General features: G+C 42.0%; 10 protein-coding genes and 1 pseudogene. 5 read left to right on the plus strand and 6 right to left on the minus strand.

The window, feature by feature from the left end:
* Nucleotides 1–78: 78 nt before the first annotated feature.
* Nucleotides 79–1374: a cytochrome b N-terminal domain-containing protein gene (locus FCL46_RS13730; RefSeq protein WP_136807762.1), complete on the minus strand. Its 1296-nt coding sequence runs from the start codon at nt 1372–1374 to the stop codon at nt 79–81.
* Nucleotides 1375–1618: 244 nt separating this feature from the next.
* Here FCL46_RS13730 and FCL46_RS13735 point away from each other — a divergent pair, with 244 nt between their 5' ends.
* Nucleotides 1619–3181, plus strand: coding sequence for an arylsulfatase (locus FCL46_RS13735; RefSeq protein WP_136807760.1), 1563 nt, complete (start codon nt 1619–1621; stop codon nt 3179–3181).
* Between the two features lie 208 nt (nt 3182–3389).
* On the opposite strand, the gene FCL46_RS13740 is transcribed toward FCL46_RS13735, so the two are convergent.
* Nucleotides 3390–4277 carry a DUF2167 domain-containing protein gene (locus tag FCL46_RS13740; RefSeq protein ID WP_136807758.1) on the minus strand — a complete coding sequence of 296 codons (888 nt, stop codon included), beginning with the start codon at nt 4275–4277 and terminating at the stop codon, nt 3390–3392.
* 321 nt (nt 4278–4598) lie between these two features.
* A complete protein-coding gene (locus FCL46_RS13745; RefSeq protein WP_136807756.1) occupies nt 4599–5111 on the minus strand; it encodes a hypothetical protein in 513 nt (170 codons plus the stop codon).
* A gap of 614 nt (nt 5112–5725) precedes the next feature.
* Here FCL46_RS13745 and FCL46_RS13750 point away from each other — a divergent pair.
* Together FCL46_RS13750 and FCL46_RS13755 are read left to right on the plus strand one after the other, a co-directional pair.
* Nucleotides 5726–6781 (plus strand): acyltransferase family protein, encoded by a 1056-nt coding sequence (locus FCL46_RS13750; RefSeq protein WP_136807754.1) that lies wholly within the window; start codon nt 5726–5728, stop codon nt 6779–6781.
* Between the two features lie 849 nt (nt 6782–7630).
* Nucleotides 7631–8368 (plus strand): annotated as a pseudogene (locus FCL46_RS13755) (ABC transporter ATP-binding protein); the annotation flags it as partial.
* A gap of 144 nt (nt 8369–8512) precedes the next feature.
* Here FCL46_RS13755 and FCL46_RS13760 read toward each other — a convergent pair.
* On the minus strand, nt 8513–9748 hold the full coding sequence (locus FCL46_RS13760) for an aminotransferase class I/II-fold pyridoxal phosphate-dependent enzyme (RefSeq protein WP_136807750.1): 1236 nt from the start codon (nt 9746–9748) through the stop codon (nt 8513–8515).
* Nucleotides 9749–10058: 310 nt separating this feature from the next.
* Between FCL46_RS13760 and FCL46_RS13765 the strand changes: the two genes are divergently transcribed.
* Entirely contained in the window at nt 10059–11432 is a 1374-nt protein-coding gene (locus FCL46_RS13765; RefSeq protein WP_136807748.1) for an L-serine ammonia-lyase, read from the plus strand.
* 103 nt (nt 11433–11535) lie between these two features.
* Here FCL46_RS13765 and FCL46_RS13770 read toward each other — a convergent pair whose 3' ends face one another.
* The gene (locus FCL46_RS13770) at nt 11536–13134 is read right to left on the minus strand and encodes an aspartate:alanine exchanger family transporter (protein WP_136807746.1); all 1599 of its coding nucleotides are present in this window, start codon (nt 13132–13134) and stop codon (nt 11536–11538) included.
* Between the two features lie 231 nt (nt 13135–13365).
* A complete protein-coding gene (locus FCL46_RS13775; protein WP_136807744.1) occupies nt 13366–14133 on the minus strand; it encodes a pseudouridine synthase in 768 nt (255 codons plus the stop codon).
* A gap of 419 nt (nt 14134–14552) precedes the next feature.
* On the opposite strand from FCL46_RS13775, the gene FCL46_RS13780 reads away from it, so the two are divergent.
* The gene (locus tag FCL46_RS13780) at nt 14553–16040 is read left to right on the plus strand and encodes an AMP-binding protein (RefSeq protein WP_228723396.1); all 1488 of its coding nucleotides are present in this window, start codon (nt 14553–14555) and stop codon (nt 16038–16040) included.
* The last annotated feature ends 23 nt before the right edge of the window (nt 16041–16063 follow it).

Genomic DNA, 16063 nt, shown 5'->3' on the forward strand with positions numbered 1-16063 from the left:
AAATTTCCGCCTTCCAGTTTTCGCTGGATTTCGCTGGTCCGAACATTCACACATATTTTTCATAGAGGAAAGATCCAATTACACAAGAGGAAACAATAACATCATACCTGGCCCCCGAAAGAAGACACCTGTCACCGTAAGACATATCATGACCGTAATAGCACTGACAAAACCAGCCATTACTGCCTCCGCCCGGGAATATGTAAATTGCCTTGTAAGCAGATAATAGCCTGCTATGAACAGCACGATTGTAATGGAAAGCGGAATGAATCCTCGTGTAACAGCATCAGTAGCAATCGCTTCTCCGGCAGATTTAATCTTTTCATCTACAACCAGGAGGACAAATGTCATGAATACACTGCCCCCAAAAACTCTTAATGTGAGCTGGCGGCCTTTTTTTCCTCCAAACCAGTTTCCCTTTGGTAACGAACTATTATTAATCCATGGCAACACCAGAAGACAAAACAAGCCCAGGGCCGGAAAGATACAAATTGCATAAACAGGATGTAGGTGCATAAGTAATTCCTGCAACCCCATAAGAAACCATGCCGCCTTTGCGGGATTAGGACTCATACCAGGATTAGCATGTTCTGCTAATGGAGCATCAAATAGTGCTGCAAAGAGTAATACAAAAGCCAGAAGACATAGACCAACGGCAGTTTCACGAACAATCAAATGTGGAATCACTGATACCATTTCAGAAGATGAATCTGATGTTTTACTTCGCTGTACAACACCACCAGCTTTGCGGATCAACCAGAAATGGAACAGAAGCACAATTGCTAAACAGAATGGTAAAACTGCGGTGTGTATAGCGTGAAAGGTAGAAAGTGTTGAGGTGCCGATCTCATCACCTCCGCGTAATAGCTGCGCGAGACCTGATCCAACAACTGGGATATAGCCGATCATATTAAGAAAGATCGTCACAGCCCAATATGACAACTGATCCCATGGAAGAAGATATCCGGTAAAATTGGCCGCAAATAGAAGAAACAGCAACCCAAGACCGACAACCCAGTTCCATTTCCGACCTGTAGAGAAAGCACCTGTAAAGAAAACCCGAAGCAGATGTAATGCAGCACTGATTATAAGCAAATTGCCCGACCAGTAATGTATATTTCGAATCCAGCCACTAAAATTCCCACCCTGTTGCATAGACACTACAGAAGTATATGCTCCACCTATCTCAGGTACATACGATATTGACTGTAAAATCCCAGTAATAGCAAGAATGATGACCAGCATTACAGAGATACCACCAAGGCCGAAAGTTAAACTGAAACGAAGTGTTTCAGAGGCTATTTTGGCAGGATGAATATGAAGAATAAATCCACGCAAAGATCCAGATCGGGCGCGACCAGATAATAATGTCATTTATTTCAAAATGTATGTTGATAAATTTTTATATGGAAAGCCACAATTAGACATCTACCTCCAGCAAAGCCAATCTAGATCTTGTCAGTTGAATAATGAACTCTTCCAAGTGACTCTTTACATATTACCTAACAGACTATACACTCACATGTAAGTTCAGTCCATTAACCTTTGACTGAACCTCATATTTATGCATTTCCCGTATTCACATTACTTCTAACATTAACTAAAAAAGGAGAATTGTATGAGTAGTATTTCTAATAAATCTCTCAAACAACTCGTAGCCGGTACAGCCATATGCCTGGGGGTGGTTATTGCCGCACACTCGCAGGCATTCGCTGCTGAGAAACCAAACATTGTTGTCATCTGGGGTGATGATATTGGCCAGACCAATATCTCAACCTACTCAAGAGGAATGATGGGCTACAAAACCCCAAATATTGATCGTATAGCCAGTGAAGGTATGATGTTCACAGATTATTACGGTGAGCAGAGCTGCACCGCAGGCCGATCATCGTTTATTACCGGACAATCAGTATTCCGAACTGGTTTGAGCAAAGTTGGATTACCCGGCGCTAAAGAAGGATTGGCTGCAGAAGATCCGACAATTGCGGAAATACTCAAGCCTCTTGGTTATGCTACAGGACAATTTGGCAAAAACCATCTTGGCGACAGAGATGAGCATCTGCCGACTAATCACGGATTTGATGAATTTCTCGGCAACCTCTATCACCTCAATGCAGAAGAAGAACCAGAAAATGAAGATTACCCCAAGAACCCGGAATTTCGTAAAAAATTTGGTCCACGTGGTGTAATCAAATCATTTGTAGATGGCAGAATTGAAGATACTGGCCCACTCACGAAAAAACGCATGGAGACCGTCGACGACGAGACAGTTGCAGCTGCGCTTGACTTCATGGATCGTCAACATGCAGCAGGCAAACCGTTCTTCCTCTGGTGGAATGGCACCCGCATGCATTTCCGAACTCACGTAAAAGAAGAGAATAGAGGAATTTCAGGTCAGGATGAGTACAGTGACGGCATGGTTGAACATGACAGGCACGTTGGTGAAATCCTGAAAAAAATTGATGATCTCGGGATTACGGATAATACCATTGTCTTCTACTCCACTGACAATGGCCCTCACTATAACACATGGCCTGACGCTGCTTCCACCCCATTCCGTGGTGAAAAAAACACCAACTGGGAAGGTGGATGGAGAGTACCTGCGATGGTCAAATGGCCTGGTAAAATTAAACCGGGAAGCGTATCCAACGAAATCATGCACCATATGGACTGGTTACCGACATTTGTCGCTGCTGCGGGCGTGACTGATGTGAAAGAACAATTGTTGAAAGGCTACAACGCTGACAATAAGAATTTCAAAGTTCATCTTGATGGATACAACTTTTTACCGTACCTCACAGGGCAGGAAGAATCATCTCCTCGTAAGGAGATTTTCTACTTTTCCGATGATGGAGATCTTACAGCCCTTCGATATCAGGACTGGAAGCTTATCTTTATGGAACAGCGTGCCGAAGCAACCCTGCAGGCATGGATCGAACCATTTGTACCTCTTCGCATACCACTGATATTTAATCTTCGTCGCGACCCGTATGAACGCTCTCAGATCACATCTAACACCTATTTTGACTGGTTACTCGATCGCGCATATCTTCTGGTACCGGCTCAAGCCTATGTAGGAGAATTCCTCAAGACATTTGCTGAATACCCACCACGCCAGAAACCTGCCAGTTTCAGCCTGGAACAGGTGATGGAAGTCCTCACCAGTCAAAGTGCTCAGTAACAACTAACAGACTCAAGAATAAGCCGGGGGGTTCCCCCGGCTTTTCAATTTTATAACCGGATCAGTTATACAACGAACACTCATTTTGTCAGCAGCGCTCGCTCTGAGTATTACCTGTTTCCCAGCCACTATCCCTACCTCTCTTATTGCAGCAACCAATAAGAACGAAAAATCAAAGAAACCGAGTAAGCAGGTCATTCAAAAGCAGTTACGCATCTTTTCGTTTAAACAGACCTTTGAATAATGCTCCTAGCCCAACAACGATAAAGACACCGAATTTCTTAATGAAAATAAGCCCGATCGCAAAAAATCCTGTTTTTGCAAGCACCTTACCAGCAACCAAAGCACCAATTCCATAGGCTGCAACTTTATCAATTTGAGGATCAAAGTCTTTATAGGTAGAACCCTGATCAAAATCTGCTAGAGACAATACTGTATCAAGCTTTGTCTCAATAAGTTCTTTTTGATCCATATCTGCGATGAAATTCAGCACAAGAACGCCTTTTCGACCAAGCACACGGATATTGTAGTTTAAGGTGTTAGTTTCCTGGTTTCCGAATTTAAGTTCTTTAGCCCAGTGGAGTTTATGTGATTCCTTGTCATAATACGGTTGGGCGGCCCATCCAACAAGAACAACAGGATCGTAACCCTGCTTAACGCGCTCTTCATTTTGAGCCGATGACGACGATTGCATTTCTTCAAGCAATTCCGAATAATCTATCTTATCAGCATCTTCATCAGAGACATACCCATCTTCTTCATAACTGATTGTCACAGCCCAGGAGTCTTGATCAAAAGGCGTGCTCTCTGCTGGAAAAAGCATCCCCAATGTATCCTGGCCCGGAGGATTACCCCAAACTTCAACAAGGATTCTCTCGGAATCTTTTGGTGACAAATAATAAAAATCCTCGGGGACATGCAATTTGGCACCAGCATCCGGCAACACAATATCACCGGTTTGGCGATCAATAGAATCCCATATTCCTTTCGCCCATTCGATATACTTCTCCTCATCAGTGAGAGGGGTTTCATTGTCAGCAAGCGCAAATAGAGGAGAAAACAGTATCAGTAATAATGTGACGAGTTTCAGCTTCAACTTAACTCCTTAAATTGTAGTAATTAACACGATTTTCAAAAAAACAGTCCAAAGCCCCATACAGATACTAACAACTACATTTAATATCAAACATTTATCACACAGTTGTTTTAATCATTATCATCAGGAAGAGATCTTACGATCTGCAATATCGCTGATATCAGAAAAGTAGAAGATAGAGAAAAAATGGAAAATTTTAGAGGTTACGCAAGATAAGATTATTGAGGGCAAAATTCACAGCAAGAGATCCATAGTCGCTGCGTAGTATTTTCGTTGATTTTCACGCTGGAAAATACGTGTAACAATTACAATTATAGTTCGTTATTTACGATATAAACTACCAAAGACCTCTCGCAACACCGAATCATCAAGGCGTTCAGCAAGCTGCTGCTCATACAGGTCAGGCTCAATACAGTTTTCATTTTGCTGCTCACTGATCTTTTGTGAAATATGTAGAACTGATTCATCTGCTAAAATAATTTCATCGCGTATATAAGAAGGGTCATTTGAGCTATACTCATCATGCTTTCTGCGATCCAGCCATTTATCTGTTTCATCATGACTACCAATAAATGGTATAAACAAGTCCTGTCCGACACGTATTGTCACCATGCGGTAACCATTTCCCAGATCGTATTTAACACAATTGCTCAACCGGTATTCGCCATGCTTCGTCCTTTTGGTATAGACCGATTCGCTTAACAGCTCCCCTTGCCTGATAAGGTTCACAAGCATCTGGTACTGTTCTGCAGCCAAGGATCCTGTCTGGCCGGATCTCCGGAATACTTTCAGTTGTTTTTCGATTGTTCGTGAATAATGCAGATACCGTATCACATGTTTCCCCATGTATTGGATGCATTTTCTCCTAAGAATAACTTCGTTTTGACAACATTATTTAATCGACATAAAATATATGTCAAATAGGTAGTTCCTATCAATATAGAGGTAATTATCCGTGCAATCTATATAACCCGATCATTACGAGGTATAAAAATCGGTGGGGCTGTATCAATTTAAATGATAGATGAAAAGATGTGGTTCATGAAGCGCGTACCGCAGTAATGTTGATGATACGTTTATAATATGGTATCAAAAAGCCCGCTTGCTGGTGGTACAGGACTTGGCCTTGCCATTGTAAATTAATTAATTTAATCCTTTGATGGCACGGTTTAGGAGGAAAGTGAATAAGGTACATTCTTTATCTTCAGGCCTATCATCAGAGCTACGCATGGGGCCGAAGTTATCAGATAGCAAGATTGAAAATTGAGATTACATTAGGAATATATAATAACAATTACTTTACAATGAACCTGGTAAACGAGTACCTCAACGATAAAGAAAACTGACTTGAGAACTGAATTCCGTTCTCGTTCTCTTTTGAATATAGGTAGATTGATTTTCCTGGGAATTGCTGAAGATTGTGTTGAAACTTTTATTCAAGAGATGTTATGCGTGATGTAGCTTTAGATAATTATAAATTCTTATTAATTACATTTGTCGTTGTCGGGCATGTTATTTCACCCCTTAAAGGTGATTACCCATGGGTCAAGTTTATATATATGTTTATATACATTTATCATATGCCTATGTTTGCCTATGTTTCAGGAGCGGTGTCGGGCAATGAAATCAACACTAGGATGATCAGAAAAATACTGAGTAAATTATTAATTCCATATATAATGTTAGAAATTTCACACTCACTACTTACTTATTGTTTTTCTTCAAAAAACACTTTGGAATTTTCTCCCCTCCTCCCGTCTTGGTCATTGTGGTATCTGCTTAGCTTGATTTTGTGGCGTATTTTGTCACCATTTGTTTCTCAGTTGAAATATCCAATTATTTGGGCGATCCTGATGGGGCTTGCGTGCGGAATAAACAACTACGATGATAACTTGTCATTTTCAAGAACTTTTGTTTTTTTCCCATTTTTTCTAATCGGACAGCACTACCACTCTAACATCATGGTTTTTTTACAAAAATTTAAAATGAGTAGGATTATTGGTGGAGGAACAATACTAGGAGTAATAATATTACTACTCATTTTTCCGGAAATGAAAGATATAAATACTGGTTGGCTATATGGAAATAAATCGTATTTGAGACTTGGTGTAGATTGGCAACACGGTGTTTTGTATCGATTTGTAATTTATTTGTTCGCGTTCGCTCTTGGCATGTCATTTTTGTCACTTATTTGGAAAACCTATAGTGTGTTCACTACATTTGGTGAACATTCTTTATATATATATGTATTACATGGATTTATCGTAAAAGGTCTTAAGGTTGCCGGAGTTTATTCGCTTATTAATCAGGACTATGAAATTGTAGGTTTAATTATCTTTTCCTTAATCATGTTACCCTTGTGTAGTTCGAAGCGAGCAAGGTATGTCGGTGATACGATCATGGATCCTTGTGGTAGATTTTTCAAAATTAATTTATCAAAACTGCTATTATCTCCCCCCCTTAAGTCTGGAGACTCTAGTAAAAAAGGTATTATCATATCGTAACGATCACTAGAACTGGTGAAGTAGATTGCTGGATATGTTGTGATCTATATTTTAAAAATGGAGCCTCAATGTTTTGAATGGATTTAGTACATTCAAGTTCATCTATAAACTGTCCTTTATAGAACAACTATGAACACCAGCGAAATCAGAATGCTTGGCCTTGATCTTCAGGCGCTGTAGAAATTTGTCATTCAACAATCAGACATAGAAAAGAACCCCTCGGTCAGGTGCAATTACAATACGATGAGACCTACAATAAGCAGCAGCAATGTCGGTCAATCAAGTTTCGTCTTAATAAAAGCCGATCGAGGGTCATCACTCCTTTCCCGTGCCCAACTTGTGGTCAAATATACAGAGCAGAGCGTTCAAGAGCTTGATAGCTTAAGATCAGAGGTAAGCTTACAAAGTAATACCTAGAAACAGGTAGCTCTTCAAGTATTGTTTTCACGAACCACACACCAGCTCCCATCAGATTTATTCGTTATGTGTACAATGATTTAAGTGATATGCATATCTGTAAAAACACTTGCACATGATCTTTTTCAAGGATATGGTGAGCCATTACATTGTCAGGAACATCTCGATATATTTATAAGCATCTCTGTACTCACAATAATTTCAAAATGTTTGTTGCTGCTGAGTAAAAACACCAGGCAGCTGACCCTTCCTGACAACATTAATCAGCACAAAAGAACAACAGCAAAACGTTAACCATACAGTTTAGATTCGTATCTGACACACACTATGATATCTAATATCTGATAGTCCAAACATGCAAAGAAGACATTAAGCTTTACCCAGGTATATGTGTTCAGTATCTAACAAGACTACTCTCGGAAGGATCAAAGCATGTCACAGGTTACCCTGAAAAATGTAGTGAAAAGTTATGGGGATGTGAAGGTTATTCACAACATCAATCTCGATATCCAAGACAATGAATTCATTGTGTTGGTTGGTCCATCAGGCTGCGGCAATTCAACAGCTCTACGGATGATTGCCGGCCTTGAAACAATCTCTGACGGGACGATTGAGATAGGCGATAAAGTTGTAAATGACGTGCCACCAAAATCCAGAAACACCTCCATGTTTTTTCAGGATTATGCACTCTACCCTGAGATGACTGTTTACCAGAATATTGCATTTAGTCTTCGTATGAAAAAATCTCAACAAGCAGATATTGAGAAAAAAGTTCAAAATCTTGCTGAACTACTCGACATCACAAACCTTCTTAATCGAAAGCTTCAGACACTTTCAGACAGCCAGCGACAACGTGTCGCAATGGGACGTACACTCGTTCGAGACCCTGAAGTTTTTCTGTTTGATGAACCGTTATCTAATCTCGATCCAAAACTCCGCAATCAGATGCGCGTTGAGCTGAAAAAGCTTCATACGAAGCTCAAGACAACCACTGTCTATGTAACCCATGATCAGGTAGAAGCAATGACCCTGGCGGATCGCATAGTGGTCATGAAAGACGGTCATATTCAGCAGGTTGGCACTCCTGCAGAGGTATATGAAAAACCGGCAAATATGTTTGTAGCTGATTTTATCGGGAACAGATCAATGAACATGGTCAAAGCCGAGATTTCTTAGGTATTTTTTCATCCTGCAACCAGGTAGATGGCAATACACCTTCGAAATATCAGCACGCAACAGTTAGAAACAAAAAACGGGGTATCACCAGCCAGGTGATACCCCGTTTAGAACTCCATCGCCAATATAGAAATTGCTCTATTTATCTTCTAAAATAAATGTGCCTGCTTCAATTTCCTGATCGATATCTTTCATAGCTCTGCGCATTTGTTTGAGCGCCTGCAGAATACGGTGTTCATTCTCTACAAGGGCAAGACGGAGATATCCGTCACCTTCCTCACCAAATCCTGCTCCCGGAGAAACAGCAACGTTCGCCCTCTCCATCATCTCAACTGAGAATCGGATAGAACCCATTTTATCATACGGTGCAGGAATCTTTACCCAAAGAAACATGCCTGCTTTAGGGATATCGACTTCCCAGCCCATACGAACCAGTCCGTCACAAAGCACATCACGTCGCTTCTCGTAAACACTTGCCTGTTCATTAATGAAATCATCGCAGTCACGCATAGCTACGATTCCGGCAACCTGAATAGCAGAGAAAATACCGTAATCGTAATACCCTTTGATCTTGGAGAGTCCTTCAATGATTTGTGAATTACCTACACAGTAGCCAAGTCTCCAGCCAGCCATATTGTATGATTTTGAGAACGAACCAAACTCAACACCAACATCAAGAGCACCTGGAACCTCAAGAAAACTTGGGGCCACGTAACCATCAAAGGTCACCTTTGCATAGGCGAAATCATTGATGACCATAAAATTATATTTTTTGGCGAGCTTTACCACCTCGGTAAAAAACTCTTTTGAAGCAAGCTGACCTGTCGGGTTATGAGGGAAGTTCAACATAACCAGTTTTGGAGCCGGAAAAAGGGATTTACACATCACTTCTATCTGCTCAAGGAAAGTGTCTTCGGTAGTCAGCGGAATGCGAAGTACGTTTGCTCCGGCAATTACAGCAGCATACACATGAATAGGAAATGCAGGAGCCGGGACAAGGACAGTATCACCCGGACCAAGCAGCACCAGACTCAAATGTGAAATACCCTCTTTAGAACCGATGGTGCAGATAACATCATTCTCACCGTTGAGGTTCACCCCGTAGGTTCTATCGTAGTAAAGAGCAATCTCGCGCTTGAGGTTTTTCATACCTCCAGCTACAGGGTAGCGGTGACTTTTGGGGTCTACGGCAACCTCGCAGAGTTTCTCGGTCACAGGACCAGGTGCTGGATCAACGGGGTTCCCCATGCCCAGGTCGATAACATCATCGCCCTTCCAGCGCTTTTCCATTTTCATCTTATTGATCATACCGAAAAGGTATGGGGGAAGCTGGTTCATACGTTCTGCAAAACGAATTTTAAACTGCGAGTCCATAGTTTTTCCTCACTTGAGGTAGATATGCTTGAAATATTCGCTTTAACATCCTTTTGGTTCATCAAGAAAAAAGACCAATTCAAAAAAGATGTAAAACACTGTTTTTATTAAATATCCAAACAAGAACCATTGATAAAGAGCACACCTCTGCAACGAATAATCGTATAATAATGTTATAGAGTAGTGTATGCCGGAATGTAACGCAGAATCAACGGAGTCTGTATTTTTTCAACAGCCTGCTTTTTCAGGAATTGGTATGATATCTGGAATAACGCATTGTCTCAAGCATAAAAATTCAGGAAGGTGACAGATGTTTATAAGTGTACTTGATCTTTTCAAGATTGGCATAGGCCCTTCAAGCTCACACACCATGGGTCCTATGGTTGCAGCCAAATCGTTTCGCGAGGCTGTTGAAAAGCATATAACAGAAAATAACTATACAGATAATTTAACGATTCGATGCGTCCTGAAAGGCTCCCTGGCCTACACCGGCAAAGGGCATGCAACCGACAAAGCAGTAATACTCGGGCTTCACGGATATTTACCTGAAGCACTAGTCAATATTAATGTGGCTGAACTTACTGATAGACTGACACAGTCGCACTCGTTAAACGCTGATGGCTCACTGAAATTTTCTGCAGATCAGGATATCATTTTTGATCTTGGTGCCCCGTTACCTGAGCATCCTAACGGTATGATTTTTGATCTGGTTGATGAGTCAGGTGAATCCTGTTTTCAAAAAACATACTTTTCTATTGGTGGCGGATTCTTGTCTACGCCTGATGAAATATCTTCACTTCAGGCTCCTCTGCAAATGAACTCAAGTGCCAAATATCCCTACCCTTTCGGTTCTGCAAAAGAAATGCTGGAGATGTCAAAAAAGAGTGGTTTTTCTATCTCTACAGTTAAACGTATTAATGAGGAAATTGATACCACAGAGAGCAAACTCGATATACAGCTCGATGCCATCTGGCGTGCCATGGAGGCTTCCGTGCTTAATGGCTTGAGTACAGAGGGAACATTGCCCGGTGGCCTGGAGATCCAACGTAGAGCAAAAAAACTTCATACCAAACTACGCAGAGTCCCTGAACGTGCCAGCGCCAATGAGTGGCTCTGCGCCTATGCACTCGCTGTCTCTGAAGAAAACGCTGCAGGTCATATGGTGGTTACAGCGCCCACTAATGGCGCTGCCGGTGTTATTCCTGCTGTGCTCTATTACGCCGTTACCCACCTGAAAGCATCTCAGGCCGATGTTCGGAAATTTCTTTTAACTGCAGCTTCTATTGGTGCAATCATTAAGCACAGAAGCTCGATCTCCGGCGCGGAGGTCGGTTGTCAGGGTGAGGTGGGCTCAGCATCAGCTATGGCCGCTGCCGGCCTATGTGAAATACGAGGTGGGTCGCCTGAACAAGTCGAACACGCTGCCGAAATGGCACTGGAACATCATCTGGGCATGACATGTGATCCGGTTGCCGGGCTGGTACAAGTTCCCTGTATTGAACGTAATGGGTTTGGCGCAGTAAAAGCATTCACTGCTGCCAGTCTTGCGTTGCTTGATGAAGGTAAACATTTCATGCCGCTTGATAGCTGTATTGCTGCGATGAAACAGACCGGGCTTGAGATGTCAGAAAAGTTTAAAGAGACTTCGCTTGGCGGACTGGCGATCAGCTACACAGAGTGTTAATGGCTAAGAAAACAGCCCTTTCACTCAACTTCATCGTTGCGAATCAGGTTTATATCTTCGCAGGTAAGCAAATACTCCGAACTGTTTAGTTTTCGGATAGAAACTAACTGAGGATTATTACCAGTAATTTCGTGAACAAAATCATACCAATCAATGCAATCGGGTAAACAGTTGCATAGGCAGAAGAAGCATAGTGCGTATCAGATAGATCGCCTACTGCAGCAAGCCCCGGGGTACTGGTCATAGAACCGGTCATGACTCCAAGCATCCGTAAAAAAGGGAGTTTTAGAATATATCTACAGATTAGCACAGAAGTAATCAGCGGAATGAGAGTAACTGCAACACCAGCTATAAACAGATCAACTCCCTGTTGACTGAGCGTTTCAAGAATAGTTTCTCCAGTTTTAGTGCCGACAGTCGCCATAAAGAGAACCAGGCCAAGTTCTCGGATAAATGTGTTCGCCGTACTGGGGATTTCCCAGACAAACGGACCGGTTTTATAGAGATTACTTAATACAATCCCTGCCACCAGCACACCGCCGGTTGTACCGAGGAAAAATGTACCGCCATAAGGAATATAGAGCGGAATCTTGCCTATAAGAAATCCGACCAGCAGACCTATAAAGATAGGCATAAGGCTTATGCTGTATAGCTCCTTGGTATTATCACCAAGAATTTTAGTTACATTTTCCAAAGCTCTGCTATCTCCTACTGCATGCACGGTATCCCCCATATGCAGACGCAGGTTAGGTGTTGCAGGAAGATCAATCCCGTTTCGGGTGATACGGGTAAGTTGCACATTGAAGACCTCGCGGCAATTCAATTGCTTTAAACTGATTCCGGTTACCTTCCGCTTTGAAACAATGATATTTTTTTTGACCAGTACCCGGTCAAACTCAATCTCCTGATCAATCGTGCGCCCGAGAAAAAGCTGTATTTTTTCTAAGTCCGTTTCTCTACCCGCAATGCGGAGATGATCTCCTTCACGCAAAACAGTGTCCGCACCTACCAGTACAGGTTCGTCTGCACCAACAGACAATAATCTGGTGATAACTACCGGTGCAATATTGCCAAGACGTAAATCCTTCACCTTTTTATCAAAAATATTCGGGTTCGTCAGTTCGATATGATGAATCTTGAAGGGAAGGTTGGCCTTGCTTATCTCTTCGTTAAGTGCCTCTTCTTCCTCACGAATGGATATCTTAAGAAATTTTGGCAGCAACTGAATAAAGATAATTACTCCGATAACACCAAAAAAATATGTTAGCCCATATGCTGCGGGTGCACCTTCACTACCAGCCATCTCCACCGCTACAGCTAAACCTGGTGTACTGGTAAGTGCACCGGCAAAGAGCCCGGCACCAATGCTCGCATCAAATCCAAAAAACCATGAAGCACTAAGAGCGGTAACAAAACCGATTGCAATAATAATCAAAGCACCGAGAGTCAGCTTAACGCCACGACTTCTGAGAGTATGCAAAAATCCCGGACCGGCCTGCAAGCCGATAGAATAGATAAACAGCACCAATCCAAGCGTCTGAAAATCAGCTGGCAGGGTATATCCGAAATGGCCGAATATCAGCGCAACAAAAATTATTCCGGCAGAACCCAGTGAAAAGGATTTAAAACGTAATTTACCAAGTGCTGTCCCAATCAGGGTGATGAGCAGCAATAAAAAAATATGGTTGTGCAACAGTTCCACGACAGCCTCTGTGAAATTACATGTAGGTTAGTTTTGAATGTTTTTGAAGAAACTCTGGAATAGGATGAGTTGTCTGCCTATGGCAAACAGGTCAACCATCCTATATCCTCTTTGCAGGAGCTGCAAGATTTATTCTAAATATATGGATAGAAAACAAAAGGCTAAATCTTGGCTGATAGAAATAGTGCAACGTCAAATTGAGTTAAAGACTGCCAATGTGATCGGCCCACTCTATTTTTTTGCGCCCTTTGCAGCCTTTGGATCTCTGAAGAGTATTCTACGACCGGTTTTCTTTACAGGTGCAGGTTCTTCTCCATTAAGATAACTCATTTCATCAGCGTTCAGTTCCCGCCATTCACCAGCGGCTAATTCGCCAAGGCCGATAGAACCAAATCGTGTCCGTTTAATATCAGTGAACTCAACACCGGCAGGATCACACAATTTTTTAATATGTTTGATTCGTCCTTCTAAAAGCTTAAATTTATAACTCGTTTCTGATAACTGTTTCAAACTATCCATACGGAATTTTACATTTTCTTTCTTGACTGTGCCTGTAAAAACATCCAGAACATCTTCGATAATCGGCTCGTTGACAACAACAACATATTCCGGTGCATGCATACACTCAGGACTGGCCAGCTTGTTACCGAGTGCACCATCATTTGTCAGAAGCAGCAGGCCATGAGCATCCTGATCTAATTTGCCAATTGGGAATATGCGATCAGGACCAAAATCAAAATCCATCAGTGTTTTTACCCATGGATTTTTTATCAAGGAGCAATCCACGTCTTTCGGCTTATTGAACAGGATAACTTTCTTGGGAGACGGTTTTTTCTTCTCAAGTTTTTGGCCATCTATAACAATATCCTCGTCGCCGGTAACCTTATCACCCAATATAGCTTTTTTACCATTAAGAGTAATTTTTCCTGCGCGGATCAATCCCTCAGCCTGCTTTCTTGAACAGTATCCAACTTCTGTTAAAAATTTTTGTAACCTCATACGCCCTACTCCCAATTATTTAAACACACTGAATTTACAAGCTATCCATCTCTTCATTATCACGTAATACAGCGGTCGTAAACAATGCTGAGGCTATAGAAAAGCTGCGACTATACAGGGTTCATACATTCATTACCACCCATTTAGATACTAAAGACAGTGCGGCTTACTGGTTACGAAAGCAATTATTAAATATAATTACTCTGCCAATGCATGGTGATTCATTGCCGGCCCCAGTAAAAGCAGTGTTAAAAATGCGCCCTATAATCACAATGTGGTATTGCTGATACGCCAACAATATAATAGGCTTTCATCTACTTTTCGTTCATACTATTTGACACCAAATATAGAATAGCTTTCATACCACAATTCAATTTCAGTCATTGTCTACTTGCTTCAACGAATCTACAAAGGAGAGTATGATGCGCGATTTCACTCTACACGATCTATTTGTACGAAATGCAAAAGTAGCAAAAAACACTATTGCCCTTGTCACAAATGATGACAGGATGACATTTGAGCAGCTCAATACCTACTCAAAACATCTATCCAACTGGCTTTCCGAAAAAGGTGTTAGCCAAGGAGATAGAGTCGCCCTGCTCTCAATGAATCATCCGGGATTTTTTATACTGTTTGCTGCAGCTGCACAATTAGGAGCAATTCTTGTTCCGCTCAATTGGCGTCTAGCTAATGATGAACTAGACTATATCCTTGGCGATTCAGGACCTAAACTCATCTTCGCAGACGATAATCAACTCTCCAAAGCACGTGAAGTTGCAGAACCTCGTAATCTGCCTGTCGTTAATATGGAAACTACTCTGATAGCTGATGACGCTATTTCCCGCGTTGCGCCTTCAGCTATTCCGGCAATATCAGCTGAAGACCCTATCTGCATTATCTATACTGCTGCTGTTGAAGGTAAACCGCGTGGTGCTGTACTCTCACACTCTAACCTTATCAGTGCAAATCTTCAGGTGATCGCTTCCATGGGGCTGACATCTGATGATGTTAACCTGAACATGCTACCACTTTTTCATATCACCGGCATGAATATGGCCCTGGCTGTTATGCAGCTCGGCGGTAAAAATGTAGTCATGGAAAAGTTTAATGAAGCTGAGGCGCTGCAATTAACCAATCAGGAAGATGTCACGATCTGGGGCAGTTTTCCACCAATTCTTCAGCGAATGACCACGGAACTTCAAGGCGCTGATCAACAGGTTGAAAGTCTTAAATATGTTGTAGGCATTGACGGTCCGGATAACATTCAGCCTTTTGAAGCAATCACCAAGGCAAAATTCTGGATTTTATACGGTCAGTCAGAAACATCTGGGTTTGTAACATTCTCTCAGGCTTCTGATAAACCTGGTACCGCTGGCAAACAGGGTTGTCTCAGTAACTACATACTCGTCGATGAAAATGACAACGAAGTGCCAGACGGGACCACTGGCGAAATAGCTGTTCGAGGTCCACTGGTTTTTCAGGGATACTGGCAGCAGCATGAGGCTAATGCCTGGACTTTTCGAAACGGCTGGCACCATACGGGCGATCTCGGCCAGCTGGACGAAGATGGCTTTCTTCTCTACAAAGGTAGAAAGCCTGAAAAAGAACTCATCAAACCAGGTGGAGAAAACGTCTACCCTGCAGAAGTCGAAAACGTTATTTTGCAACATCCAGATGTAACATCGGTATCGGTAATTGGTGTGCCTGATCCGAAATTCGGAGAAGGTGTAAAGGCGGTTTGCGTTCTGGTCGAAGACTCAGCCCTGACTGATAAAGAACTTATTGAGTTTGTCGGATCAAAAATTGCCAGATATAAAAAGCCTGGTTACGTACAGTTTGTAGATGCATTACCCATGGATGGCAACAAAATCGACCGAAACAAAGTCAAAGAACTCTATGGCTTTTGATAGTTCATCTATCCTGTACAGCA

It is taken from the genome of Desulfosediminicola flagellatus (genome assembly GCF_005116655.2).
GTDB classification, from domain to species: domain Bacteria; phylum Desulfobacterota; class Desulfobulbia; order Desulfobulbales; family Desulfocapsaceae; genus Desulfopila; species Desulfopila flagellata.

Bases quoted from the DNA above. Each gene is read 5' to 3' on its own strand.
- FCL46_RS13730 (WP_136807762.1), bottom strand. From the start codon at position 1,374: ATGACATTATTATCTGGTCGCGCCCGATCTGGATCTTTGCGTGGATTT.
- FCL46_RS13735 (WP_136807760.1), top strand. From the start codon at position 1,619: ATGAGTAGTATTTCTAATAAATCTCTCAAACAACTCGTAGCCGGTACA.
- FCL46_RS13750 (WP_136807754.1), top strand. From the start codon at position 5,726: ATGCGTGATGTAGCTTTAGATAATTATAAATTCTTATTAATTACATTT.
- FCL46_RS13760 (WP_136807750.1), bottom strand. From the start codon at position 9,748: ATGGACTCGCAGTTTAAAATTCGTTTTGCAGAACGTATGAACCAGCTT.
- FCL46_RS13765 (WP_136807748.1), top strand. From the start codon at position 10,059: ATGTTTATAAGTGTACTTGATCTTTTCAAGATTGGCATAGGCCCTTCA.
- FCL46_RS13775 (WP_136807744.1), bottom strand. From the start codon at position 14,133: ATGAGGTTACAAAAATTTTTAACAGAAGTTGGATACTGTTCAAGAAAG.
- FCL46_RS13780 (WP_228723396.1), top strand. From the start codon at position 14,553: ATGATGCGCGATTTCACTCTACACGATCTATTTGTACGAAATGCAAAA.